Origin of the sequence: uncultured Oceanisphaera sp., assembly GCF_947495715.1 — a bacterium.
Classification (GTDB): Bacteria; Pseudomonadota; Gammaproteobacteria; order Enterobacterales; family Aeromonadaceae; genus Oceanimonas; species Oceanimonas sediminis.
This window is the reverse complement of record NZ_CANLZU010000006.1, coordinates 18,377-43,707: the sequence shown is the minus strand read 5'-3', so window position 1 is coordinate 43,707 and position 25,331 is coordinate 18,377. Positions and strand designations below refer to the sequence as shown.

General features: G+C 58.9%; 20 protein-coding genes. 1 reads left to right on the top strand and 19 read right to left on the bottom strand.

What is annotated here, in order from left to right; translation table 11 throughout:
* Window positions 1-408: 408 nt before the first annotated feature.
* The 19 genes from Q0753_RS05280 to rpsB form a co-directional block, all read right to left on the bottom strand.
* Window positions 409-1,158, bottom strand: coding sequence for a M48 family metalloprotease (locus tag Q0753_RS05280; protein WP_298718217.1), 750 nt, complete (start codon window positions 1,156-1,158; stop codon window positions 409-411).
* A gap of 69 nt (window positions 1,159-1,227) precedes the next feature.
* Window positions 1,228-4,182: a ligand-binding sensor domain-containing diguanylate cyclase gene (locus tag Q0753_RS05275; RefSeq protein WP_298718215.1), complete on the bottom strand. Its 2,955-nt coding sequence runs from the start codon at window positions 4,180-4,182 to the stop codon at window positions 1,228-1,230.
* A 192-nt stretch (window positions 4,183-4,374) separates the two neighbouring features.
* Window positions 4,375-5,328 (bottom strand): acetyl-CoA carboxylase carboxyl transferase subunit alpha, encoded by a 954-nt coding sequence (gene accA / locus Q0753_RS05270; protein WP_298718213.1) that lies wholly within the window; start codon window positions 5,326-5,328, stop codon window positions 4,375-4,377.
* Window positions 5,329-5,340: 12 nt separating this feature from the next.
* Window positions 5,341-8,814: a DNA polymerase III subunit alpha gene (gene dnaE, locus Q0753_RS05265; protein WP_298718211.1), complete on the bottom strand. Its 3,474-nt coding sequence runs from the start codon at window positions 8,812-8,814 to the stop codon at window positions 5,341-5,343.
* Window positions 8,811-9,422 (bottom strand): ribonuclease HII, encoded by a 612-nt coding sequence (rnhB, locus tag Q0753_RS05260; protein WP_298718210.1) that lies wholly within the window; start codon window positions 9,420-9,422, stop codon window positions 8,811-8,813. Before rnhB ends, dnaE begins: the two co-directional genes overlap by 4 nt.
* Entirely contained in the window at window positions 9,419-10,567 is a 1,149-nt protein-coding gene (gene lpxB, locus Q0753_RS05255; protein ID WP_298718208.1) for a lipid-A-disaccharide synthase, read from the bottom strand. Before lpxB ends, rnhB begins: the two co-directional genes overlap by 4 nt.
* Window positions 10,560-11,351 (bottom strand): acyl-ACP--UDP-N-acetylglucosamine O-acyltransferase, encoded by a 792-nt coding sequence (lpxA, locus tag Q0753_RS05250; protein WP_298718207.1) that lies wholly within the window; start codon window positions 11,349-11,351, stop codon window positions 10,560-10,562. The genes lpxB and lpxA overlap by 8 nt, the downstream gene beginning before the upstream one ends.
* Before the next feature lie 2 nt (window positions 11,352-11,353).
* Complete coding sequence (gene fabZ / locus Q0753_RS05245) at window positions 11,354-11,794, bottom strand: 3-hydroxyacyl-ACP dehydratase FabZ (RefSeq protein WP_298718392.1); 441 nt, start codon at window positions 11,792-11,794, stop codon at window positions 11,354-11,356.
* A 55-nt stretch (window positions 11,795-11,849) separates the two neighbouring features.
* Entirely contained in the window at window positions 11,850-12,875 is a 1,026-nt protein-coding gene (gene lpxD, locus Q0753_RS05240; protein ID WP_298718390.1) for a UDP-3-O-(3-hydroxymyristoyl)glucosamine N-acyltransferase, read from the bottom strand.
* Window positions 12,876-12,913: 38 nt separating this feature from the next.
* Window positions 12,914-13,408, bottom strand: a complete 495-nt coding sequence (locus Q0753_RS05235; RefSeq protein WP_298718388.1) for an OmpH family outer membrane protein — start codon at window positions 13,406-13,408, stop codon at window positions 12,914-12,916.
* 281 nt (window positions 13,409-13,689) lie between these two features.
* Window positions 13,690-16,152 (bottom strand): outer membrane protein assembly factor BamA, encoded by a 2,463-nt coding sequence (gene bamA / locus Q0753_RS05230; RefSeq protein ID WP_367179490.1) that lies wholly within the window; start codon window positions 16,150-16,152, stop codon window positions 13,690-13,692.
* A 29-nt stretch (window positions 16,153-16,181) separates the two neighbouring features.
* Window positions 16,182-17,531 (bottom strand): sigma E protease regulator RseP, encoded by a 1,350-nt coding sequence (rseP, locus tag Q0753_RS05225; protein WP_298718385.1) that lies wholly within the window; start codon window positions 17,529-17,531, stop codon window positions 16,182-16,184.
* Window positions 17,532-17,541: 10 nt separating this feature from the next.
* On the bottom strand, window positions 17,542-18,732 hold the full coding sequence (gene ispC, locus Q0753_RS05220; protein ID WP_298718205.1) for a 1-deoxy-D-xylulose-5-phosphate reductoisomerase: 1,191 nt from the start codon (window positions 18,730-18,732) through the stop codon (window positions 17,542-17,544).
* Between the two features lie 205 nt (window positions 18,733-18,937).
* Window positions 18,938-19,786, bottom strand: a complete 849-nt coding sequence (locus tag Q0753_RS05215) for a phosphatidate cytidylyltransferase (protein WP_298718203.1) — start codon at window positions 19,784-19,786, stop codon at window positions 18,938-18,940.
* A gap of 229 nt (window positions 19,787-20,015) precedes the next feature.
* Complete coding sequence (gene uppS, locus Q0753_RS05210) at window positions 20,016-20,786, bottom strand: polyprenyl diphosphate synthase (RefSeq protein ID WP_298718383.1); 771 nt, start codon at window positions 20,784-20,786, stop codon at window positions 20,016-20,018.
* A 93-nt stretch (window positions 20,787-20,879) separates the two neighbouring features.
* On the bottom strand, window positions 20,880-21,437 hold the full coding sequence (frr, locus tag Q0753_RS05205; protein WP_298718201.1) for a ribosome recycling factor: 558 nt from the start codon (window positions 21,435-21,437) through the stop codon (window positions 20,880-20,882).
* A 93-nt stretch (window positions 21,438-21,530) separates the two neighbouring features.
* Complete coding sequence (pyrH, locus tag Q0753_RS05200) at window positions 21,531-22,259, bottom strand: UMP kinase (RefSeq protein ID WP_204794428.1); 729 nt, start codon at window positions 22,257-22,259, stop codon at window positions 21,531-21,533.
* 72 nt (window positions 22,260-22,331) lie between these two features.
* Window positions 22,332-23,210: a translation elongation factor Ts gene (tsf, locus tag Q0753_RS05195; RefSeq protein ID WP_298718197.1), complete on the bottom strand. Its 879-nt coding sequence runs from the start codon at window positions 23,208-23,210 to the stop codon at window positions 22,332-22,334.
* A gap of 107 nt (window positions 23,211-23,317) precedes the next feature.
* Complete coding sequence (gene rpsB / locus Q0753_RS05190) at window positions 23,318-24,043, bottom strand: 30S ribosomal protein S2 (protein ID WP_204794426.1); 726 nt, start codon at window positions 24,041-24,043, stop codon at window positions 23,318-23,320.
* Window positions 24,044-24,422: 379 nt separating this feature from the next.
* Here rpsB and map point away from each other — a divergent pair, with 379 nt between their 5' ends.
* The gene (gene map, locus Q0753_RS05185; protein ID WP_298718192.1) at window positions 24,423-25,214 is read left to right on the top strand and encodes a type I methionyl aminopeptidase; all 792 of its coding nucleotides are present in this window, start codon (window positions 24,423-24,425) and stop codon (window positions 25,212-25,214) included.
* Window positions 25,215-25,331: the final 117 nt, after the last annotated feature.

Sequence of the window (25,331 nt, the reverse complement as noted above, 5' to 3'; positions counted from 1 at the left end):
GCAGTAACCCCTCCCCAACCCTCCCCTTGCGTTGCACCCCGCTGGCGTTCTGCAAATTCTAAGTCAAGGGGAGGGAGCAAACCGGCGCCCAGTTTGAAGCTCGGCGCCGATCTGCCCCTCCCCCTGACTGCGGGGATGCAGGCTTAACCGCGGGTTCTCGCCAGGGGGAAGTTGGGAGGGGGTGTCATTTCGGCCAAGGCATCGAACCGGCGCAACATGCAAATACTCTGCAGTAACCCCTCCCCAGCCCTCCCCTTGCCTTGCACCCCGCCACGGTTCTGCCAACGACGAAGTCAAGGGGAGGGTGCAAACCGGCGAGTGTTTTACCCCTCACTCCTCACGTTTTACCCCTCACTCCTCACGCCTTTCTCCTCACCCTTTTCCCCTCACACCTCACCCCTCACGCTGTTACCGACAGCTGGAGTTTGCCGCCGCTTCCCGGGCCAGTTCGATACGCTTGGCGGTGGACGGATGGCTGGAGAAAAGGCCGCCGCCGCTACCGGCATGCTTCATCAGTACTTGTTGCGCGCGCATGGCGGCGTAAGGATCCATCTTCAGCTGGCACAGCACTTCTACGCCATAGGCATCAGACTCGAGCTCGTCTTTCTGGGAGAACTGGGCGCTGAGGAACTTGGTGCCGATATCGCCATACTGGGAGGCCGCCAGCGCGCCTACGGTGCCACCAGCGGCCGCTGCCGCCTGACGCGCGGCGCTGGTCAGATAGGCGTTTTTGTACTGGTTCAGCGAATGATCAAACTTGATATGACCAATTTCGTGACCAATCACCGCCATCAGTTCGTCATCTTTCATCACGTCCATCAGGCCGGAATACACCCGCACCGTGCCGTCGGGCATGGCAAAGGCGTTGATTTCGTCGGCCAGATAGACCTGAAAATTCAGCGGCGTGCCGTCGATACTGGTCAGGCCACGGGTCAACCTGGCCAGTCGCTGGCTGTAGGCATTGCCGGCCGGAGCCAGCCGGTTTTCTTCATCCATCTGTTTGGCGGACAGGCTGGCCTCGGCCTGCAGCTGACTCTTGCTCAGGGTAAATCCCTGTAGTGCCGTCAGCCCGGCGCCGAGCAGAGCACCGCTATCGCCGGACGCACAACCACTCAGACCCAGGCCGGCCAGTAGCGCGGCTATCAGTGTTTTTTTCATGTTGATCCCGATAAGTACATTCACAATGGCAATATCAGAAAGGAAAAAGGGGTCGGAGTCAATTAAGGGTTAATTGACTCCGACCCCTTTTATGCTTTTATGTTGAAACACCACCACCTGGTTTCGGCCCTGATTTTTGGCCTGATACAGCGCCTTGTCTGCCTGAAACAGCAGACTTTCTTCCGCAAAGAGATCGGCCTGTACCAGCCCCATGCTCACGGTCAGGCTCAACCCCGGCGCGATATGCCGGCAGTCGCACTCGGCAATGGCCAGACGCACCCGTTCGCACAGTGTAAACGCATCGGCGGCATCGGTATCGGGCAATAGCAGGGTGAATTCTTCTCCTCCCCAGCGCGCCGGCGTATCGGTCACGCGCAACTGTTGCCGAAGGGTGTCGGCAATCAGTTTAATCGCCTCATCACCGACCGCATGCGACCAGGTATCGTTCACCCGCTTGAAGTGGTCGATATCGACGATCACCAGGCTTAACGGCTGCCCGCTTCTTCTGGCGCGAGCCAGTGCGTCGAATAGCGCCTCATCAAAGGCACGGCGATTGGGCAGGCCGGTCAGTTTGTCTTCCCGCGCCTGACGTTCAAACGCCAGGGCCTGACGCCTCAGCTCATCGGTTTTTTCGGCCACCTGCCGTTGCAGCTCAACGGCTCGGGATTTCAACAGCCGTACCCGCAGTCGCATCAGCAGCCACAGCCCCAGCAACGCCAGGCTGCCAATCCCGACCCAGAACAGCGGCCGCTGCCACACAAAAGGCGCTATGGTCAGCGTCAGGCTCGCTTCCTGTTCGCTCCAGTCACCGTAGGGATAAGCTGCCGTCACCCGAAACACATAGTCTCCCGGCGGTAAATTGGTATATTCGGCCAGGTTTTGCCGACCACGCTCGACCCAGTCCTGATCAAAACCTTGCAGCAGGGTACGGTACTGAATGCGCTCCGGCATCACAAACCCCAGCCCCGCAAAATGCAGCAACAGCCGATTACTGCCCGGTGCCAGCGAGAGCAAATCGCTAATGGCAACGGCTTCTCCATTGACTTCCAGTGACTCCAGTACCACCGGCAGATCATTATCGGAAAATTCAACCAGGCGCCGTGGCTGGGTTCGGGCCACCCCTCGCGCCGTGGCTATCCACACGCTGCCATCCTTCGCCAGTGTGGCCGCCGGGCCGGAGCCACCGTTGGCCTGACTGCTGACCATGCCGTCTCCCTCGCCAAAGAGTTCGAAGTCAATCTTTGAGCGCGTTCCATCGGCCACCAGGTGCGCCTGTGCCAGACTGATCCGGATCACGCCCCGATTGGTGGTCAGCCACATGCCACCCAGGTGGTCCACCACCGGCTGAAACATTTTTTCGATAGGCAGGCCGTGCTTTTTCCCCACCGATGCCAGGCTGCCATCCGCATAGCGGTAACGCAGCAGCCCCCGGTCGGTCGTCAGCCACACATAACGATCGTCCTCGGGATCCTGATAAAAACCAAAGGCATATTCGGCATTGTCCTGGCTGTTCAGATACACGGGTATGATACGGCCCTGTCGCACTATGGCCGCGCCAACACCGGTCCCCACCCAGATATCGCCGTTGCTCGCTTCAAACAAGTTCATCACAAAAGAGCCCGGCAGCCCGTCCTGCTGGGTAAAGGTCCGAAAATACCCATTATCAAAGAGACTGAGCCCTTCCGACGTTCCCACCCAGAGGCGACCGTCGCCGGCCGGCAATACCGCTCGCACTTCGTTGGCCGCCAGCCCCTGCTCCCGCTCGTAACGCGCAATCATGTTGCCATTCATCAGCCGTAACAGGCCATGAGTGTAGGTGCCGACCCACAGCTCACCGGTCCTCCCTTCCGCCAGGCTCAGTACCGAGGGGGCAAGTCCACCGGGCATGGTCAATGGCAGAGTGCCGATCTGTTGCTCCCGAATATGGCCCAGACCATTACTGGTACCCACCCATAAGGAACCATCGCTGTGCGCCAGCACGGTACGCACATAGTCACCCACCAGACCATCCTGCTCGGTATAACTGCTGAAGGGAGCATCGCGCAGCCGCATCAGGCCGCCATTGGTGCCGACCCAGATGCTGTGCTCGGCATCCTGCAGCAACGACACCACCCGCTGATCCGGTAACCCCTCGGCCAGCCCCATGCGTTCTATGCCAAAGCGGCTGATGCGGATAAGGCCTCGATCTATGGTGCCCAGCCACAGGTCACCGGCATCATCCTGCAGCAGGCTGCTGATGGACTCCCCGGCCAGCTTCGGATACAGAGTGCGAACCTCTGGTTGTTTGCCAGAAGATTCGGTCACCGGCTCGGCCACATACATGCCTCGCTCCGAGCCTATCAGCACCCGCCCGCGGTTATCGCGCAGCAAGGCCAGCACCGGCACCGCCGGCACTTGGTCAACCGAATGTATCTGCCCCTGGTCAATCCATACCAGGCCATGACTGGTACCGGCCCAGATTCGGCCGCTATCATCCTGCAGCAATCGATATACCCCGGCACCGGGCAGGCCGTCCTCCTCGTCGTAATGGGCCACGGTCAGTTCGCCGTCACGCACATAAATGCCGTCGTCCTGAGTGGCCAGCCAGAGTCGGTCGTTGCGGTCACGCAAAACGTGATTGATCATCGCCGGCGCATCGGGCTGTGGCGCCCAGCCTTGATGTTGATAACGGCTGAGCCCGCCTCGCGCCCCGGCGACCAAGAGCCCTTTACCATCACTGACCAGGCTGCGTATTCCCGAGTCGGGCAGGCCGGTTTCTTCGCCGCGGCTAAAAACGCGAAACGTCTGCCCGTTGTAGCGGGACACCCCTTCCCAGGAGGCAAACCAGAGGTAACCTTCTTCCGTCTGCGCCATGGCATTGATGGAGTTGTGCGGCAACCCGTCGCGGGTAGACCAGTGATCCTGATAAAAATGCGCCAGCGGCGCCTGAGCGGCCCACAGTGGCGGGCAGCACATCAGCAGCATGGCAATCCCGAAAATTCGCCATCCGTCATGCTGGCGTAAGCGGTTAAATAGCGCGTTCATCCGTGTGGTTGGCCTTTATGATGTGAGGCGTAACAATGGTACCCAATTGAGAAGCGACAGATCCTGCCATAGCCGGTTTAAAAAACAAACAGCTAAAAAATGTGAGGAGTGAGATGTTAGGGGTGAGGGGTGAGGGGTGAGGGGTGAGGGGTGAGGAGTGAGACGCCTTGCCCCTCACCCCTCACAACAGAATCAGCAGTAACCGTAGTTCATCAAACGCTGGTAGCGCTGTTCCAGCAGGGTGTCGGTATCCAGCTGCTCCAGATCGTTCAGATCGGTAATCAGCCGCGCTTTCAGGTTTTCGGCCATCAGCAACGGATTGCTGTGCGCACCGCCCATCGGCTCTTCCACCACGTTGTCAATCAGCTTCAGCTCGTGTATACGGCTTGCGGTAATGCCCATGGCTTCGGCGGCCAATGAGGCCTTGTCGGCGCTCTTCCACAGAATGGAGGCGCAACCTTCGGGCGAGATCACCGAATAGGTGGAATACTGCAGCATGTTAACCCGGTCGCCCACGCCAATGGCCAGGGCGCCGCCGGAGCCGCCTTCACCAATCACGGTACAGATGATGGGGGTCTTGAGACCGGCCATGACTTTCAGGTTACGGGCAATGGCTTCAGACTGGCCACGCTCTTCGGCACCCACACCCGGGTAGGCGCCGGGGGTGTCGATAAAGGTCAGGATCGGCATCTTGAAACGCTCGGCCATTTCCATCAGCCGCAGCGCCTTGCGGTAACCCTCGGGGCGCGGCATACCGAAGTTGCGCTTGATCTTCTCTTTGGTTTCACGGCCTTTCTGCTGGCCAATCACCATCACGGGGCGACCTTCGAAGCGGGCAACGCCACCGACAATGGCCTTGTCATCCGCATAGGCGCGGTCACCGGCCAGCTCGTCGAACTCGCCAAACATCATCTCGAGATAATCGAGGGTGTAGGGGCGACGCGGATGGCGGGCCAGCTGGGAGATCTGCCAGGGGCCCAGGTTGTTGAAGACCTTTTTGGTGAGCTCGTCGCGCTTGATTTCAAGACGCTTGATATCTTCACCCAGGTCGATCTCCATTTCGCCTTCACTGACATGGCGAAGTTCTTCAATCTGGGCCTGCAGCTCGGCAATCGGTTGTTCAAAATCCAGGAAATGGTGGCTCATCAAAGATACCTTCTATTCAAAAATTAGTTCGACTTTATCCTGACCCAGCAACTGCTTTAACGACGCCAGCATCTGGTCGGTGGGGGTTACCCGCCACTCGGTGCCCAGAGTCAGCTGCGCCCGCGCTCCTGGTCGGCAATAGGTCACTCGAACAGGACAGACTCCCGCCCGCACGGGGGTGAGTATGTCCAGCAATTGGGTAAAAAAGTCCTGATCTACCTGACTTTTATCGATGTTCAACGCCAAACCACGAGCAAAGCGCTCGCGGGCGTCACTGATATCAAGCACTTCTCGTGCCGACATTTTAAGGCCGCCGGAGAAGTCATCAAAGCTGACCTGTCCGCTGATGACCAGGATTTTATCCTTTTCCAGCAAAGACTCATAGCGTTCCAGTGCTTCCGAGAACAGGGTCACGTCCAGGCGGCCGGATCTGTCATCCAGGGTGAGTATGCCCATGCGGTTGCCCCGCTTGGTGGTCATCACCCGGGCGGCAATCACCAGGCCGGCGGCGGTGGTGGTTTTATCGCGGCTGGTGGCCTGCAATTCTATCAGCCGCCCCGTGGTGTAATGGCGCAGCTCTTTCGCATACTGGTTGATCGGGTGCCCGGTCAGATACAACCCCAGGGTGTCCCGTTCGCCGTCCAGCCAGACGTTGTCGGGCCAGGCCGGCACATCCACGAAGGCATGCTCTATGTGCGCTTCTTCCACCAGCACGCCGAACATGTCGCTCTGACCCAACGACTCGGCCCTGGCATGCTGTTCCGCCGCCTTCATCGCCTCGGTCAGGGTCGCCATCAGCGAGGCCCTATGCGGGCCGAGTCGGTCCATGGCGCCGGACAGGATCAGCTTTTCCATCACCCTTTTGTTCAGCTTTTTCAGATCGACCCGGTTGCAGAAGTCGAACAGATCCCGGAAGGGGCCGCCCTGCTCTCTCGCCGCCAGAATCGAGTCTATCGGTGCCTCACCCACGCCCTTGATGGCGCCGATGCCGTAGACGATATGGCCGTCTTCGTTGACGGTGAAGCGATAACGGCCGGAATTGACGTCCGGCGGCAGCAAATTCAGCCCCATGCGCTGACATTCGTCGACCAGGGTCACCACCTTGTCGGTGTTGTCCATGTCGGCGGTCATCACCGCCGCCATAAACTCGGCCGGGTAGTGGGTTTTCAGCCACAGGGTCTGGTACGACACCAGGGCGTAGGCGGCGGAGTGGGATTTGTTGAAGCCGTAGCCGGCAAACTTTTCCACCAGATCGAAGATCTTGATCGCCAGTTCGCCATCGATACCGTTTTCTGTCGCCCCGGCCTCGAAACCGGCACGCTGCTTGGCCATTTCTTCCGGCTTTTTCTTGCCCATGGCCCGGCGCAACAGATCCGCGCCGCCGAGCGAATAGCCCGCCAGCACCTGGGCGATTTGCATCACCTGCTCTTGATAGAGAATGATGCCGTAGGTGGGCTCCAGAATGGGTTTGAGCGACTCGTGTTGCCAGGTGGCATCCGGGTAGGACACCGCCTCGCGACCGTGCTTACGGTCAATGAAGTTGTCCACCATGCCCGACTGCAGCGGCCCGGGCCGGAACAAGGCCACCAGGGCGATCATGTCTTCGAACGAGTCGGGCTGCAGCCGCTTGATCAGATCCTTCATGCCGCGGGATTCGAGCTGGAACACCGCCGTGGTCTCGAACCGCTTCAGTACCTTGAACGAAGCCTGATCCGTCATGGGAATGGCGGCAATATCGACCGGCGGCTTGCCTTCTTTCGCCAGCCTGGGGTTAATCATGCCCAGGGCCCAGTCGATGATGGTCAGGGTGCGCAGGCCGAGGAAGTCGAACTTCACCAAGCCCGCTTCTTCCACATCGTTCTTGTCGAACTGGGTCACCGGGTTGCGGCCGTGTTCGTCACAATAGAGCGGCGAGAAATCGGTGATGCGGGTGGGCGCGATGACCACGCCCCCGGCGTGCTTGCCGGCGTTACGGGTCACCCCTTCCAGCGCCCGCGCCATGTCGATCAGCGCCTTGACCTCTTCGTCCTGATCGTACATTTCGGGCAGCTTGGGCTCGACCTCGAAGGCCTTGGCCAGGGTCATGCCCGGATCCGGCGGTATCAGCTTGGAGATACGGTCGACAAACCCGTAAGGATGCCCCAGCACCCGACCCACGTCGCGTACCACCGCCTTGGCGGCCATGGTACCGAAGGTGATGATCTGGCTTACCGCATCCCGGCCGTATAGCTCGGCCACGTGGTCGATCACCTCGTCACGGCGGTCCATGCAGAAGTCGATATCGAAGTCGGGCATCGACACCCGCTCCGGGTTCAGGAAGCGTTCGAACAGCAGATCGAATTCGAGCGGGTCCAGGTCGGTGATCTTGAGCGCATAGGCCACCAGGGATCCGGCGCCCGAGCCCCGGCCGGGGCCGACCGGAATACCGTTATCCTTGGACCACTGGATAAACTCCATCACGATCAGGAAGTAACCGGGAAAGCCCATCTGGTTGATCACTTCCAGCTCAATCTTCAGGCGCTCGTCGTACTCGCCCCGTTTTTCAGCGCGCACGGCCGGATCGGGAAACAGAAACGCCAGTCGCTCTTCCAGCCCGTCTTGCGAGCATTTGACCAGAAAGTCTTCGATGCTCATGTCGCCGGTAGGAAAGTCCGGCAAAAAGTACTCACCCAGCCGCACCGTCACGTTACAGCGCTTGGCGATCTCCACGCTGTTTTCCAGCGCCTCGGGAATGTCGGCAAACAGCTCGGCCATCTCGGCCGGGCTTTTCAGGTACTGTTCCGGGCTGTAACGCCGGGGGCGGCGCTTGTCGTCCAGGGTGTAACCGTCGTGAATGGCCACCCGGATCTCATGGGCGTCAAAGTCGCTTTTATCGAGAAACACCACCTCGTTGGTGGCCACCACCGGCAGGCCGCCGCGCTCGGCCACCGCCACCGCCATGTGCAGGTAGCTTTCTTCGTCCGGTCGCTCGGTACGCTGCAGCTCCAGATAATAACGATCCGGAAAGTGCTGCCGGTAAAAACCGAGGCACTGGCTGACCAACACCTCGTTGCCCTTGAGCAGACCGATGCCCACATCGCCTTCGCGTCCGCCGGACAGCACGATAATGCCTTCGCTGAACTCCGCCAGCCAGGCCTTGTCCACCAGCGGCCTGTGCTGTACGTGACCGCGCTCGTAGGCCTTGGAAATGATGCGGGTAATACTCTGGTAGCCGGTATTATCCATCGCCAGCAGGGTGAGGCGAAACAGCTGCTCGCCCAGCTCGTCGCTCTGTACCCAGATGTCGGTGCCGACGATGGGCTTGAGCCCCTTGCGGTGCGCATCGCCGTAAAAGCGGACCAGGCCGCAGAGGTTCATCTGATCGGTCAGCGCCAGCGCCGGATAGCCCAGCTCGCTCGCACGCTTGTTGATGGGGCCTATCTTGGCCACCCCATCCACCATGGAAAAGTCCGAGTGAATACGCAGATGAACGAAGGAGGTACTCATTTGCCTGCCGCCTCGGACGCCGAGGCCAGCAGCGCCGCCACCGGCTTGAAGCTGCAACGGTATTCCGGCAGCACGCCATGCTCGGCCAACGCCGCCAGGTGATCCCTGGTCGGATAGCCTTTGTGGCGGGCAAAGCCGTACTGGGGGTGCAGGGCATCCAGCGCGATCATCTCCTGATCCCGCGCCACCTTGGCCAGAATGGAGGCGGCACTGATTTCGGCCACCCGGCTGTCGCCCTTGACCACCGGCTGAGATGGCATCGGCAGGCTGGGGCAGCGATTACCGTCGATAAACACGAAGCCGGGTTGCACGGCGAGTGCCGCAACGGCCCGGCTCATGGCCAGCATGGTGGCCTGCAGAATATTCAGCTCATCGATTTCGGCCGGGGAGCAGCGACCGATGGCCCAGGCCAGGGCGCGTTCGCGAATAAGCGGCGCCAGTAACTCGCGTTTTTTCTCGCTCAGTTTCTTGGAATCATTGAGGCCGGGAATGGGATTATTAGGGTCCAGGATCACCGCGGCGGTGACCACATCACCGACCAGCGGGCCGCGGCCCACTTCATCGACGCCCGCCACCAGCACGCCCTGGGGATAAACAATGTCTGTCATATTCTATTGGCCAGTTCCAGCACCGCCAGTGCCGCCTGCTCGTCGGCGTTGCAGCGGATTTTTTTATGCAGTTGGGTAAATTGCGCTACCAGCCCGCTGGTGTCGTTATCCAGCAGCTTGCCCACTTCGTCCACGATATGGCTGGGGGTACAATCGTGCTGAATAAGCTCGCTCACCAGCATTTGATCCGCCAGTAGGTTGGGCAGCGAGGCATAGGCCGTGTTCACCAGCTTGTTGGCCAGCCAGTAACTGAGCGGCTTGAACTTGTAGCCCACCACCATCGGCTTCTTGGCCAGCATGGCCTCCAGGGTGGCGGTGCCGGAGGCCAGCAGAATCACATCCGCGGCGGTCATCACTTCCCGCCCCCGGCCTTCGATCAGGGTGATATCGAGATGGGGCGCCACCTGCAGCTTGATGGCCATAAACTCTTCGCGCCGTTTGGCACTGACCAATGGCACCACAAATTCCAGCTCGGGGTGGCGCACCTTGAGCTGTTTACAGGCTTCCAGATACACGGGGCTGAGCAGGGTCACTTCCGCATGGCGGCTGCCGGGCAACAGCGCCAGGTAACGGCCATCGGGCTTTAGCCCTAACCGCTCACGGGCGCCCTGAGTGTCGGGCACCAGCGGCATTTGATCGGCCAGGGTATGACCGATGAAGCGACAAGGGGCATCGAAGCGGTCGTAGAAAGCTTTTTCAAACGGCAGAAAGGCCAGCACCATGTCGGTGGCGGCCTTGATCTTGTGAATTCGGTTTTGCCGCCAGGCCCATACCGAGGGGCTGACGTAATGCAGGGTGGCAATGCCACTCTTGCGTAATTTAAGTTCGACACCGATGTTGAAGTCCGGGGCGTCGATGCCCACGAACACGTCGGGCGGATTCTCGATGAAGTGGCGGATGATCTGCTTGCGAATGGTCAGAATGCGCGGCAGTCGGCCCAACACCTCGACCAGCCCCATCACCGCCAGCTCATCCATCTCGAACAGGGCGGTACAGCCCTCGGCCACCATCTGGGGGCCGGCAATGCCTTCGAACACCGCATTCGGATGGCGCGCCCGCAGCTCGCGAATCAGGCCGGCACCCAGGGTGTCGCCGGACACTTCGCCGGCGACGATACCGATACGCAGGGGCCTAGCCTCAGGCACGAATGATACCGCGCTCGTTTTGCTTGAGAAACTCGATCATGATGCCCACTTCCGGCTGCTGCTGGTTCAGCGCTTCCAGCTCGGGAATCACTTCGTCCACGGTTTTTCCGCTTCTGAAGATGATCTTGTAGGCTTTCTTGATGGCCGAAATACCCTCGGGGGAAAAGCCCCGGCGGCGCAGGCCTTCGGAGTTGACGCCAAAGGGCTTGGCGTAGAGACCGGCGGCCATGACATAGGGCGGCACGTCCTTGTTAAGCGCGGCGCAGCCGGCGATAAAGGCGTGGCTGCCAACCCGGCCAAACTGGTGAATGGCGGCATGACCGCCGAAAATCACGTGAGAGCCGATGTGCACATGGCCCGCCAGAGTGGCGTTGTTGGCGAAGATGCAATCGTCACCGATGCGGCAGTCGTGCGCCACGTGCACGTTTACCATGAACAGGTTACGGCTGCCGACCCGGGTCAGGCTTTCATCCTGAGAAGTACCCCGATGAAAAGTGCAGGACTCGCGAATCACGTTATCGTCGCCGATTTCCAGCACGGTACGCTCGCCGGCGTATTTCTTGTCCTGGCAGTCTTCTCCGATGGAGCAAAACTGAAAGATGCGATTACGCTGGCCGATACGGGTGGGCCCCTTGATCACCACATGGGGGCCTATCCAGCAGTCGTCGCCGATTTCCACTTCCGGGCCAATCAGGGTCCAGGGGCCGATTTCGACCCCCTTGCCTATTTTGGCGTCCGGATGGACGATGGCGGTTTCATGAATTACTGCACTTGGTTCTGTCACACTCAACCCTCGCGTTTGGCACACATCAGTTCGGCGGTACAAACCACTTCGCCGTCGACGGTGGCAACACCGGTAAATTTGGCGATGCCACGACGTTCTTTAAGATAGACCACGTCCAGCACCAGCTGGTCTCCCGGCACCACGGGGCGCTTGAAGCGGGCGTTGTCGATGGAGGCGAAATAATACAGCTCGTTGGGCTTGGGCTTGCCCACCATCTTGAATGCCAGAATGCCGGTGGCCTGGGCCATGGCTTCCAGGATCAATACCCCCGGAAACACCGGCTTGTTCGGAAAATGGCCGGTGAACATCGGCTCATTGAAAGACACATTCTTGATGCCTCTCAGGGTCTTGCGCTCAGGGCTAATTTCATAATGTGCCACCTTGTCTACCATCAAAAACGGGTAGCGGTGCGGCAGCAGTTCCAGAATTTCCTGGATATCCAACTGATTCTGTTCGTTATTCAGTTCATTGTTCAAAATGTAACCCTACCAATTTTGCTTAATTTTTTTTGTCTGACTGCTTTTCAAGCCGGTTTAACCGCTTGTGCATATCGTCGATGCGCATCACCCGCGCCGCCGTTTTACGCCATTCTTTATTGGGCTGCAACGGAATACCGGAAGAATAGAGACCCGGCTCGGTAATGGGCCGCATTACCATGCTCATGCCGGTGATGGTCACTCCATCACAGATCTCGATGTGACCATTGATCACCACGGCGCCGCCAATAATACAATATTTACCGACTTTGAGACTACCCGCCATCACGGTACCACCGGCAATGGCGGTGCCGTAACCGATGCTGACGTTGTGGGCGATCTGGCACAGATTGTCGATTATCACATTATCGGCAATGCAAGTATCGCCCAATGCACCGCGGTCTATGGTCGTGCCGGCACCGATTTCGACCCGGTTACCGATAATCACGGTCCCCAGCTGCGGAATCTTGACCCACTCGCCCTTATTATTTGCATAACCAAAACCGTCGCCGCCGATAACGGCACCCGACTGCACCAGGCAGCGTTCGCCCAGCTCGACTCTATGATACAGAGTCACGTTGGCCCACAGGCGGCTATTGGCCCCAAGTTGAGCGCCTTTACCGATAAAGCAACCGGCGCCAATCACCACGCCATCGCCCAGCACAACACCGGACTCAATCACCGCATTAGCACCGATGGCCACGCCCTCACCCAGAACAACGTCGTCGGCAATCACCGCCGAGGGATGAATGTCCACCGCAGGTTGCGGCGTGGTGTCCAGCGCCTGGGCGGCCAGGGCAAAGCCCAGATACGGGTCGGTCATCACCAGGCTGGCCACCGGGCACAGTGCCTGATCGGCACTCGTGACGATCACCGCCCCGGCCCTGGTGTTTTCCAGCAGGGAGTGATACTTGCTGTCCGACAAAAAGGCCACCTCGTCCGGGCCTGCCTTGTCCAGGGTGTTGACCCGACGAATAACCTGGGTCGGGTCACCCTTGAGTTCGGCATTCAGCTGCCGGGCCAGTTCCTGTAACGTGATCTCTTGCAACCTACTAGTCATAATCAAATACTCATCAAAACCGGGCTTTACTTGCTGACCTTGCCGATCACCTGTTTGGTGATATCGAGGGCCGGTGAAACATAGACGACGGCGCCCCGCTCGATCACCAGATCCAGCCCCTGGGCCCTGGTGATCTCGTCGATGGCGGTTTGAATACGCGCCAGCATTTTCTTGCGCTCTTCACTCTCGCGGCGAGCCTGATCTTCTTCAAGCTTGCGACGCTTCTGCACATAGGCGCTCTGCATCTCGTTCAGCTTTTTCTGGGCCTCGGCCTTTTGCTGATCGTTCATGAACGCCATGTCCTTTTGCTGCTTTTCGATAAAGCTGCGGCCATCGGCTTCCATCTTCTGTACTTCCTTGACCCGGGCACCGAACTCGCTTTCCAGTTTCCTGGCTACCGCCTGACGCTGGGGCATGTTCTGGAATACGGCACCGGTATCCACTACCGCAATCTTGCCACTCTGAGCCTGGGCCAGAGTCGCGGTCAGCATCAGGGCCAGTACGCCCATCATTTTCATCATTTGTTTCAAAATAATCTCCTGTATTAAGTAAATGTGAGGGGTGAGGGGTGAGGGGTGAGGGGTGAGGGGTGAGGGGAAAGCCTCTGACACCCCTACCCAACCTCCCCCTGGCGAGAAGTCGCCGTGATGTCTGCCTTCCCGCAGCCAAGGGGGAGGAGCTTGTGATCCCCTCCCCTTTACCCCCGCATTATCAGAATAACTGCGGGGTGCAACGCAAGGGGAGGGTCAGGGTGGGGTTGCTGTACTTCCCTCACCCCTAACCCCTAACCCCTCACGGTTTTTTAGAATGTCCGGCCGATGTTGAAGTTGAACACTTCGGTACGGTCGCCTTCCACTTCTTTCAGCGGGCTGGCGAGCGAGAACACCAGCGGGCCCAGCGGTGACAGCCACTGCATGCTGACGCCGGCCGAAGCGCGAATGTTGGACGGATCGCCGAAGTCGTAGATCAGGTCGCATTGGCTTACACAGTTAGCGGCATAGTCCGCCGAGAAATTGGTGTTCCACACGCTACCGACGTCCATGAACACGCTGGTCCGCAGCGAGCGCTGCAGATCTTCACCGGCAAACGGCGTGGGCACAATCAGCTCGGCCGAGGCCGCCACCAGGGCGTTGCCGCCGATGGTGCTGTCGTCGCCTTCAAATTTGCCATTTCTTTCATATGCAGCCCGCGGCCCCACCGAGTTGCTCTTGAAGCCACGCAGGGTGCTGAAGCCACCGGCGTAGTAGTTCTCGAAGAAGGGCAAGCCCTGGCTGCCGTTGGTGGCATCGCCATAACCGTCACCGTAAGAGGCGCGAAACTTGCCGGTCAGCACCCAGTTATGCTCCCGATCGAGCGGGAAGTAATGGGCATCGTCGAAACTGGTCTTGTAATACTGCAGATCCGACCCGGGTACCGTGACCTTGAGCGACAGGTTCTGGCGATTACCGGCGGTGGGGAAGTAACCCCGGTTCAGGGTATTGCGGGTCCAGCCGGCGGTCACGTCAAAGGTGTTGAAGCTGATTTCGTCATTGGCCGATACATTCTCGCCATGCAGCCTCCAGAAGTCGTCCAGCTGCACATAGCTGTCGCTCGGCTTGCCCAGGCTGTTGTGCTCGAAGCCGGCACTGAAGTTCAGCCGGTTGTCTTCGTCAATCGGGAAGCCGCTCAGGGCACGCACGCCGTAGAGGGTGCTGTCGTAGTCGGCCAGGTTGGCGTCGTCGGCTTCAAACTGGCGGTAGTAAACCCGGCCTCCGAGGCTGACGCCGTCGACGGTGAAATAAGGGTCGGTGTACTCCAGCGACACATCCTTGGAGTAGTCGTTCATCTGGGAGTTGATGCCCACCCGGTTGCCGGTACCGAGGAAGTTGTCCTGCTGCAGGCCCGCCTGAATGCTGAAACCCGAGTCGGTACCGAAGCCGATGCCGAAGTTGATGGAGCCGGCTGGCTGCTCCTTGACGTTGACGTCCAGATCCACCTGATCGTCTTCACCGGGAATGCGGCGGGTTTCCACCTCGACGGTTTCGAAGAAACCCAATCGGTTCAGGCGGGTACGGGATTGCTCCACGTCTTCGGTTGACAGCCGGGCGCCTTCCATCTGGCGCATTTCACGGCGCAGCACCTCGTCTTTGGTGATGGTGTTACCGCCGAAGTTGATGCGGCGCACATAGACCCGGTTACCGGGATCGATATTGACCACCAGCTCCACTTTCTTGCCGGTTTCATCGATCTGCGGAAAGGTGGCAATCTTGGGGTAGGCGTAGCCGAAGCGGCCGAGGAATTTGGACAGCACCTCTTCCATGTGGGCCACATCGGCGGCGGAATAGAGATCACCGGCACGCAGTGGCACCAGCGCTTCCAGCTCGGACTGGCGGTCGATCAGATTGCCGCGCAGCTTGACGCCAGACACCGTATAGCGTTCCCCTTCGGAAACGTTGAGGGTGATATAGACCCCTTCCTTGTCCGGCGACATGGACACCTGGGTCGAGGTCACCTCGGCCTTGAGATAACCCCGATCCCGGTAGTAGGAGCGCAGGGTTTCGATGTCACCGGCCAGCTTCTGCTTCTGATAGCGCTGATCGGCCATGAAGTTCCACCAGGGCACGCTGTCTGACAGCTGCAGCTGACCCAGCAACTGTTCTTCGCTGAACGCCTTGTTGCCGACGATGTTGATCTGCTTGATCTCCGCCGCCGGACCTTCCACGAATTCGAATTTAAGATCGACCCGATTGCGCGGCAGCGGCGTCAGCACCGCCTTGACCTGGGCCGAGTATTTGCCCACGCCGTAGTAAAAGTCTTCCAGTCCCTGTTCGAGCGAGCTCAGGGTGGTGCGATCCAGTGGCTCGCCAATGCGTACCCCCGCCCCTTCCAGACTCTGCTTTAGCTGCTCTTCCTTGATTTCCTCGTTGCCGCTGAAGCTGATACCGGCAATGGTCGGCCGTTCGGTCACCTGTACCACCAGAATGCCGTTGTCGCGCAGCAGCTGTACATCTTCGAAGTTACCGGAGGCATACAGGCTCTTGATAGCCTCGGCCAGGCGAGCGGAGTCCACTTCTTCACCGACTCGCACCGGCAGGCTGAGCAGGGTCGCCCCCAGGGTGACCCGCTGCAGACCCTTGACCTGAATGTCCTGCACCACAAAGGGGCTTATGCCACCCTGAGCATGGGCCAGCATACTGGCGCCCAGCAGGCAGGACGCCACCAGCGTATTTTGAACCGATCTTTTTTTAATTGCCCTTTCTTTGGCAGACCTTTCTTTAACAGACATGGTGTGACTTTATCCTTGTGTCGGTCGCCCTAGAGGCGAGCAAAATCGTTAAACAGCGCCAGTCCCATCAGCATTATCAAGAGCGCAGCGCCAATCCTGAAACCGATTTCCTGTATTTTTTCCGGTACCGGTCGTCCGGTCACCGCTTCTATCACATAAAACAGCAGGTGCCCGCCGTCGAGCACCGGCAATGGTAACAGGTTGATGATGCCGAGGTTCACGCTGACCAGCGCCATGAAACCGAGAAAATAAACCAGGCCGAACTCGGCGGTCGCGCCGGCGCCCTTGGCAATGGAAATGGGGCCGCTCAGGTTGTCTACCGAGACGATGCCGGTCAGCAGCTTGCCGAGCATCTGGAAGGTCAGCACCGTCAGATCCCAGGTTCGGCTGATACCGGCTCCGATGGCCGCCAACGGGCCATAGGTGAGCTCGAAGCGATACGCTTCGTCTACCGGCAGCACCTCGGGCGCCACGCCCGCATAACCGATGACCCGGTCGCGGCTTTCACGCCGCTCCGGGGTCAGCGTCAGCGTCAGGCTTCGACCCTCACGCATCAGCTGAAGTTCCACAGGAATCTCGGGAGAAGCCTGAACCAGCGACACCAGTTGCCGCCAGTCGGCCAGCGGCTCACCATCGATGGCCTGCAGGGTATCACCTGACTGCACACCGGCCGCGGCGGCGGGGCCATTATTGACCACCTCGGCCACGGTCAGCGTGAGTTCGGGACCGACCGGCTCCAGCCCCAGGGCTCTGATCGGCGACATTTCATCCGGGTCAAACTGCCACTCGGCCAGCGGGATAATGGCCTCTCGCCGTTGCCCGGTGCCGTCGGCTACCTCGAACCGGGTTTCGTCATCACCAATACGCCCAAGCAATGCAAAGTTGACTTCTTCCCAGGTACGCACCGCCTTGCCGTCGATGGCCAGAATTTCCATGCCCGGCGCCAGGCCGCCCTCGGCCGCCGGTGAGGATAGGGTCACGTCGTTCAGCACCGGCTTCACCGCCGGCACGCCAATCAGAAACATCAGCCAGAAGGCGAAAATGGCAAAGGCAAAGTTGGCCATGGGGCCGGCAACCACGATCGCCATGCGCGCCCACACCGACTTGCGGTCGAACGCCTGATCCTGCAAATGGGCCGGCACCTCGTCCACCCGGCCGTCGAGCATCTTGACGTAGCCGCCGAGCGGGATCAGCGCCAGCACATATTCGGTGCCGTCCTTACCCATGCGTCGCCAGATGGCCTTGCCGAAGCCGATGGAAAAGCGCTCCACCTTGACGCCATTGCTCCGCGCCACCCAGAAGTGGCCGTACTCGTGTACCGCCACCAGAATACCGAGGGCGACAATAAAGGCGCCCAGATTCCACAGTATGTCGCCCATCATGTTTTCCTTATTGATTCTGTATCAAAGCGGTGGCACAGCGGCGTGCGGCGCCATCCAGCGCGATGATCTCGTCCAGGCTGGCCGCCCGGGTGCTGCCCAGCTGTTGCATCACAGCGTCGTTGACCGAAGCGATGGCCATAAAATCAAGCGAGCCGGCCAGAAAGGCCGCGACCGCCTCTTCATTGGCCGCATTCAGTGCCGTGGTGGCGCCCTGGCCGCTGGCACAGGCGTCGATGGCCAGCTGCAGACAGGGGTAACGCGCCATGTCCGGCGCCATAAAACTCAGTTCACCCAGCTTGCAGAAGTCCAGAGGTGCCACCCCGGAGGCGATGCGCGCCGGATACGCCAGCGCATGCGCTATGGGGGTCATCATATCCGGCTGGCCGAGCTGGGCCAATACCGAACCGTCCGAATACTGCACCATGGAGTGAATGACCGACTGGGGATGCACCAACACCTCCAGCTGGCTCGGCGCGGCATTGAACAGCCAGCGCGCCTCTATGTATTCCAGCCCCTTGTTCATCATGGTGGCGGAGTCGACCGAAATTTTCGGCCCCATCGACCAGTTGGGGTGCGCCACCGCCTGAGCCGGCGTCACACCGGCCAGCTGGTTCACCGGGGTATAACGGAAGGGACCGCCGGATCCGGTAAGCAGTATCTTGCCGACCCCCGCCTCCGTCAGACTGCCCCGCCCCGGATTTTGCTGCAATTCGGCAGGCAGGCACTGAAAAATGGCGTTGTGCTCGCTGTCGATCGGCAACAGCTCGGCACCGCTGCGGTGCACCAAGTCGATGAACAGCTCGCCACTCATCACCAGCGCTTCCTTGTTGGCCAGCAAGACCCGCTTGCCACTCTTCACCGCCGCCAGAGTAGACAACAGACCGGCAGCCCCGACGATGGCGGCCATCACTGTGGTAACCTCCGGCTCGGCGGCCACCTCGCACAAGGCGTCGGCCCCGCTCAGCACCTGGGTTTTAGCGCCCTGCTCGGCCAGTTGCCGACGCAACTCCCGCGCCGCCGCCTCATCCACCATCACCGCATAACGCGGCGAAAATTCCAGGCAGTCGGCCAGCATGCGCTCAACCTGCCGGTTGGCGGTCAACGCAAAAACGCGAAAACGCTCGGGGTGCCGACGCACCACCGACAGCGTGCTCTGACCGATGGAGCCGGTGGCCCCGAGTATGGTTAACAACTCCACTTGGCACTCCTGGTCGACGCGAAAAAGGTTGAGTATCCCGACAGAAGCAGAGAACGAACACAGACTCGCCATAAACCCATCCATGGGGGCTCCGCCACATCATCCCTGATGTGGAGGGTCTGTTTATCGCCTCTCTGCTTCTGCCCTGGTGGCTGCAGGCTGGGAGTACACCGACTCAGAGCCTGAAAAAAAACAAGATGAGTCATCAGCTCAACACCCGGACGACGACGATAAATACCGGTAGGGCGGCGGTGAGGCTGTCGATGCGGTCCATAATGCCACCATGACCCGGCAGAATACTGCCCGAGTCCTTGATGCCCGCTTCGCGCTTGAACATGCTCTCGACCAGATCGCCCAGCACGGACGCAAACACCGCCACCACGGAGGCCACCAGCAGCACCACGCTCTGTTGCATCGGTAGCGCCATGGTCTGCGTGACCACCAGTGCCAGCAGGCTGGCCGCCACCACACCGCCGATCATGCCTTCTATGGTCTTGCCCGGGCTGACCCGGGGGCACAGCTTGTGCTTGCCGAACGCCTTGCCGGCAAAATAGGCACCGGTGTCGGCCACCCACACCAGCGACATCACGAACAACAGCAACCAGGCACCGAAGAAGGGATTCTGTTCATATTCGTAGCTGCGCAGCGCCAGCAACGCCCAGAAAAAGGGGATCAGGCTGAACAGCGCAAACAGCGCCTTCAGCCACAACCGGCCTTGCCAGAAGGCCGCGCTGCGCGGGTACACCAGCACCAGCACCAGCGAAATCAGCCACCAGGCGGCGCCGGCGCCGAGCACCAGCGCGACGGTATCATTCAGATCCGGACGCCAGACCTGATCGATCGGCACCATGGCCATCAGCCCAATCAATACCAGGGCCAGCGATACCATCACCACATTGGCCTTGCGCGGATCGATAAAACGCCCCCACTCCCGGCCAGCCAACAGAAAGACACCGCCGGCAAAGAGCGAAAAAAACGGCAGCGGCAACAGAAAAATGGCGGCCAGTACCAGGGGGATCAGGCACAGGGCCGTGATGATTCTAAGCTTTAACAAGAAATATCCTCTCTTATTGAAGTGAGGGGTGAAATGTGAGGAGTGAGGGGTAAACACCTGACTCTTCACTCCTTACGCCTCAACGCTCACGTCTTTATATGTACGTAAGGTCGATTTCAATCGACCAAAAAACCTAGTACCGGACCAAAACCGGGAAAGGTACAGCAACCCCTCCCCAACCCTCCCCTTGCGTTGCCCCCCGCCGTCATTCTGTCGGTACAGAGCCCAGCTATTCCCCAGTCCCTATTCCCCGCCCTTCAGCCAAGGCGCGAATTTGTGCGCCGGTGCAGCCGAAGCGGCGTTCCCGTGCCACAAAGGCGGCAATGGCTTCGCTGAAGGCGGCTTCGTCGAAATCGGGCCAGAGTACGGGGGTGAAATGCAGCTCGGCGTAGGCCAGCTGCCACAGCAGAAAGTTGCTGATACGCTGCTCGCCGCCGGTGCGGATCAACAGGTCGACCTGCGCCAGATCGGCCATGTTCATGAGGCTGCCCAGATGGTGCTCTGTGATGTCGGCGGGATTGAGCTCACCGGCAGCAACCTGCTCGGCTGCACGACGGCAGGCCTGGGTGATGTCCCAGCGGCCACCGTAGTTGGCGGCAATATTGAGGGTCAGTCCGGTATTGGCGGCGGTAAGTGCTTCGGCATCGGCAATTTTACGTTGCAGATGATCGCTGAAACCACGGTGATCGCCGATCACCCGCAGACGAATGTTGTTGCGGTGCAGCTTGCGCACTTCCGAACCGAGCACGGCGATGAAGAGGCTCATCAGGGCACTGACTTCATCTTCTGGCCTGCGCCAGTTTTCGCTGGAAAAGGCGAACAGGGTCAGGGCATCCAGCTTGAGCCGATAGGCGAAACTGACGGCGGTGCGCACCGATTTTACACCGGCCTTGTGCCCGCTGACCCGAAACTTGCCCCGTTGTTCGGCCCATCGGCCGTTGCCGTCCATGATGATGGCGACGTGACGGGGTAACTGAGATGGGTCGTCAAATGCTGCCATGGTTTGGCTCGCTGGCATTAAATCACTCCTGCACAAAGACAAACGCCGTGCAGGCAAGCTACACGGCGTCGGCTACTATACCTGATGTAAGTATCAGATTTCCATTAACTCTTTCTCTTTGACGGCGAGGGCTTCGTCTATCTTTTTGATATAGAGATCGGTCAGTTTCTGGATGTCGTCCTGAGCACGACGATCGTCGTCTTCGGAAATTTCCTTTTCTTTCAACAGTGCCTTGAAGTCACCGTTGGCGTCGCGACGGATATTGCGAATGGCCACCCGGCCCTGCTCGGCTTCGTGACGTACTACCTTGATCAGGTCCTTACGACGCTCTTCGGTCAGTGACGGCAGCGGAATGCGGATCATGGTGCCGGTGCTGGACGGGTTAAGACCCAGATCGGAACTCATGATGGCCTTTTCTACCGCCTTGATCATGGTGCGATCGAATACGGTCACCGCCAGGGTACGGGAGTCTTCGGTGGTGATGTTGCCTACCTGCTTCAGCGGGGTAGCCGCACCGTAGTAATCCACATAAATGGTGTCCAGCAGGCTGGGATGCGCCCGGCCGGTACGAACCTTGTTCATCTGGCCCTTGAGTGACTCAAGGCTCTTTTCCATCCGCGTGTTGGCGTCGTTCTTAATCTCGTTAATCACGGTTTATATCCTTGTTTTATCGTAAGGGGTGAGATGTCAGGCGTGAGGAGTAAAACACCTCACCCCTTTTACCCTTCACCCCTCACCTGCTAATTATTTCCGGCTGATGAGGGTGCCTTCGGTTTCCCCCATTACGGCACGGCGCAACGCACCCGGCTTGTTCATGTTGAACACCCGAACCGGCAGGTTATGATCCCGGGCCAGGGTAAAGGCGGCCAGATCCATCACCTTGAGTTCGCGATCCAGTACATCATCATAATCCAGCTGACTATACAGCTCGGCATCCGGATTTTTCATCGGATCTTCACTGTAGACGCCGTCCACCTTGGTGGCCTTCAATACTACGTCGGCTTCAATTTCAATGCCACGCAAACAGGCGGCAGAATCGGTGGTGAAGAAAGGATTGCCGGTACCGGCAGAGAAAATCACCACGCGGCCCTTGCGCAGCAAGCTGATGGCATCGGCCCAGTTATAAGGATCGCACACGCCTTCCAGAGTAATAGCAGACATCAGACGGGCATTCACATAAGCACGGTGCAGGGCATCGCGCATGGCCAGCCCATTCATCACGGTGGCCAACATACCCATGTGGTCGCCCACCACGCGGTTCATACCCGCCTGGGCCAGGCCCGCACCGCGAAACAGGTTGCCGCCGCCAATCACCAGGCCGACCTGAACACCCAGTTCAACCAGTTCCTTGATTTCCTGAGCCATACGTTCGAGTACGGCGGGGTCAATACCAAAGCCTTCTTCACCTTGCAGCGCTTCGCCGCTCAGTTTAAGAAGAATGCGTCTGTATGCGGGTTTAGGATTGGTACTCATGCTTTTCTATTCCTGGTCATAGAAAGACCGCGACACAAGTCGCGGTCTGGATAGCACTAACAACGGCGGGAATTAACCCTTGGAAGCAGCGATTTGTGCCTGAACTTCGGCAGCGAAATCTTCTTCTTTCTTCTCGATGCCTTCACCCACTTCAAAGCGGACAAAACCGATGGCATCGGCGCCGGCCTGCTTGAGGCGCTCGGCTACAGAGATAGAAGGATCTTTAACAAAGGGCTGACCGGTCAGAGAGATTTCACCGGTGAACTTCTTCATGCGACCTTCAACCATCTTCTCGGCAATTTCTTTCGGCTTGCCGGAGTTGATGGCGATGTCGACCTGAATTTCGCGCTCTTTGGCCACGACGTCTTCAGACACATCTTCGGGCTTGACGAACTGCGGGTTGGAAGCGGCAACGTGCATTGCCACGTCTTTGGCCACTTCTTCGTCACCGCCTTTCAGGTTGGCGATAACGCCGATGCGGGTGCCGTGCAGGTAAGTGGTCAGGTTGTCACCTTCCACCAGCACGATACGACGCAGACTCATGTTTTCACCGATCTTGGCGATCAGGTTGGTCAGGGTCAGCTCGATGCTTTCGCCGTTCTCGTACTCGGCCGCCTTCAGGGCGTCCAGGTCGTTGATTTTGTTTGCCAGCGCAATGTCGACAATCTTGTCACCGAAGGCGCGGAAACCGGCGTCTTTGGCGACAAAGTCGGTTTCGCTGTTCAGCTCGATCATCACGGCGGTGTTGCCGGCCTGACGCTGCAGGATGATACCTTCGGCGGCAATACGGCCGGCTTTCTTGGCGGCTTTGGCCTGACCGGACTTGCGCATCTCTTCGATGGCCAGTTCAATGTCACCATTGGCTTCGGTCAGGGCTTTTTTACAATCCATCATGCCAGCGCCAGTGCGCTCACGCAGTTCTTTTACCAGGGCGGCGGTAATCGTTGCCATGTCTAATTTCCTCGATCTTGGTCTACAAGAAAACAGGGGCACAAGGCCCCTGTTAACCCATTACTTTCGTATGGTTAATAAAGGCTGAAGCCTAGGCTTCGACTTTATTACTCTTCTACGACGTAGTTGTCTTCGGCTTGCACGGCCAAGTCTTGCGCACGGGCAGCAATCACGGCGTCGGCAGCGGCATTCAGGTACAGCTGGACGGCACGGATGGCGTCATCGTTACCGGGAATGATGTAATCGATGTTGTCCGGGTTAGAGTTGGTGTCAACAATCGATACTACCGGAATGCCCAGGTTGTTGGCTTCCTTGATAGCGATGTGCTCGTGGTCAGCGTCTACTACGAACAATACGTCGGGCAGACCGCCCATGTCCTTGATACCGCCCAGGGACTTCTCCAGCTTTTCCATTTCGCGAGTACGCATCAGCGCCTCTTTCTTGGTCAGCTTGTCGAAGGTACCGTCTTGAGCCTGGCTTTCCAGCTCTTTCAGGCGGCTGATGGATTGACGTACAGTCTTCCAGTTGGTCAGCATGCCACCCAACCAGCGATGGTTGACGTAGAACTGATCACACTTGGTAGCGGCTTCTTTGACGGCTTCAGAGGCTGCGCGCTTGGTACCAACAAACAGGATTTTACCCTTCTTGGAAGCCACGTTGCCCAGATAGTTCAACGCATCGTTGAACATGGGAACGGTTTTTTCCAGGTTGATGATGTGAACCCGGTTGCTGGCGCCGAAAATGAACGGCTTCATCTTGGGGTTCCAGTAACGAGTCTGGTGACCAAAGTGAACGCCGGCTTTCAGCATGTCGCGCATAGATACTTGTGCCATGATTTCCTCAAATAAGTGTATTGGGTTAGGCCTCCACACATCCCATGACTCCGACCCGAAGGCACCCTGGAGCATGTGCCGATGTGTGTGTGTATTAAGAAGGTGAATGTGTGTGATGGAAAAATCTGCAGGCATGCCCGCAGATGCAACTATCACGGCGCGCTTTATACCATAAAACCGGCCCCTGCACCAGCGTTGCCGTTATTCGTCTGCAGCCTGACTACGGCTTGACTACTGGTGGAACTTAGCGGCACTTGGCGTTACACTTTTTGTCCTTTTGTCGGCCATCCTTATCGGCCTTCCTTATTGGCATAGCCGATAGCCGCCCTGCAAGACAACGCAGCCCTGAACCGGACGCCCACCCACAGAGACGAGTTTGATGAGCATAGTCATAAAAACCCCGGAAGAAATAGAAAAAATGCGCGTAGCCGGTCGCCTGGCCGCCGACGTGCTGGAAATGATTGAACCGCACGTGCAAGCCGGCGTGACCACCGACCAGCTGAACCAGATCTGCCATGACTATATCGTGAACGAGCAGCAGGCGATTCCGGCGCCGCTGAACTATCACGGTTTTCCCAAGTCGATCTGTACCTCGGTAAACCACGTGATCTGCCACGGCATTCCGGCGGACAAGAAGCTCAAGGAAGGCGACATCATCAATATCGATATCACGGTGATCAAGGATGGCTACCACGGTGATACTTCAAAAATGTTCATGGTCGGCAAGTCCGGCATCATGGCCGAACGCCTGTGCCGGGTAACCCAGGAATGCCTGGAGCTGGGCATAAAGATGGTGAAGCACGGAGTACACCTGGGCGACATCGGTGCCGCCATTCAGCAGCACGCCGAGGCGCACAACTACTCGGTAGTGCGGGAATATTGCGGCCACGGCATCGGCGCCGAGTTCCACGAAGAGCCGCAGGTACTGCATTACGGCAAACCGGGCACCGGTGAAGTACTGCAAGCAGGCATGTGCCTGACCATAGAGCCGATGATCAACGCCGGCAAGCGCCAGAGCAAGATGCTGGGCGACGGCTGGACCGTAGTCACCAAGGATCGCAGCCTGTCGGCCCAGTACGAGCACACCCTGCTGGTAACCGAAGACGGCTGCGAAGTACTGACCCTGCGCAAAGACGACAGGCTGCCGCGGGTTATCAAGGCTGGCAGCTAAACTCCGGCAAGCTGTCGCGGCACCTTCCGTCGGCAGACCCCGCGCAGCAGAATAAAAAACGGCGCTGTTTGATACAGCGCCGTTTTTGTTGGTATTGCATTATCTATGGGATTGCGC

What these genes read in the sequence shown, in the direction of transcription:
- Q0753_RS05280 (WP_298718217.1), bottom strand. Translation starts at nt 1,158, where the DNA reads ATGAAAAAAACACTGATAGCCGCGCTACTGGCCGGCCTGGGTCTGAGT.
- Q0753_RS05275 (WP_298718215.1), bottom strand. Translation starts at nt 4,182, where the DNA reads ATGAACGCGCTATTTAACCGCTTACGCCAGCATGACGGATGGCGAATT.
- accA (WP_298718213.1), bottom strand. Translation starts at nt 5,328, where the DNA reads ATGAGCCACCATTTCCTGGATTTTGAACAACCGATTGCCGAGCTGCAG.
- dnaE (WP_298718211.1), bottom strand. Translation starts at nt 8,814, where the DNA reads ATGAGTACCTCCTTCGTTCATCTGCGTATTCACTCGGACTTTTCCATG.
- rnhB (WP_298718210.1), bottom strand. Translation starts at nt 9,422, where the DNA reads ATGACAGACATTGTTTATCCCCAGGGCGTGCTGGTGGCGGGCGTCGAT.
- Q0753_RS05235 (WP_298718388.1), bottom strand. Translation starts at nt 13,408, where the DNA reads ATGATGAAAATGATGGGCGTACTGGCCCTGATGCTGACCGCGACTCTG.
- bamA (WP_367179490.1), bottom strand. Translation starts at nt 16,152, where the DNA reads ATGTCTGTTAAAGAAAGGTCTGCCAAAGAAAGGGCAATTAAAAAAAGA.
- rseP (WP_298718385.1), bottom strand. Translation starts at nt 17,531, where the DNA reads ATGGGCGACATACTGTGGAATCTGGGCGCCTTTATTGTCGCCCTCGGT.
- uppS (WP_298718383.1), bottom strand. Translation starts at nt 20,786, where the DNA reads ATGGCAGCATTTGACGACCCATCTCAGTTACCCCGTCACGTCGCCATC.
- pyrH (WP_204794428.1), bottom strand. Translation starts at nt 22,259, where the DNA reads ATGAGTACCAATCCTAAACCCGCATACAGACGCATTCTTCTTAAACTG.
- tsf (WP_298718197.1), bottom strand. Translation starts at nt 23,210, where the DNA reads ATGGCAACGATTACCGCCGCCCTGGTAAAAGAACTGCGTGAGCGCACT.
- rpsB (WP_204794426.1), bottom strand. Translation starts at nt 24,043, where the DNA reads ATGGCACAAGTATCTATGCGCGACATGCTGAAAGCCGGCGTTCACTTT.
- map (WP_298718192.1), top strand. Translation starts at nt 24,423, where the DNA reads ATGAGCATAGTCATAAAAACCCCGGAAGAAATAGAAAAAATGCGCGTA.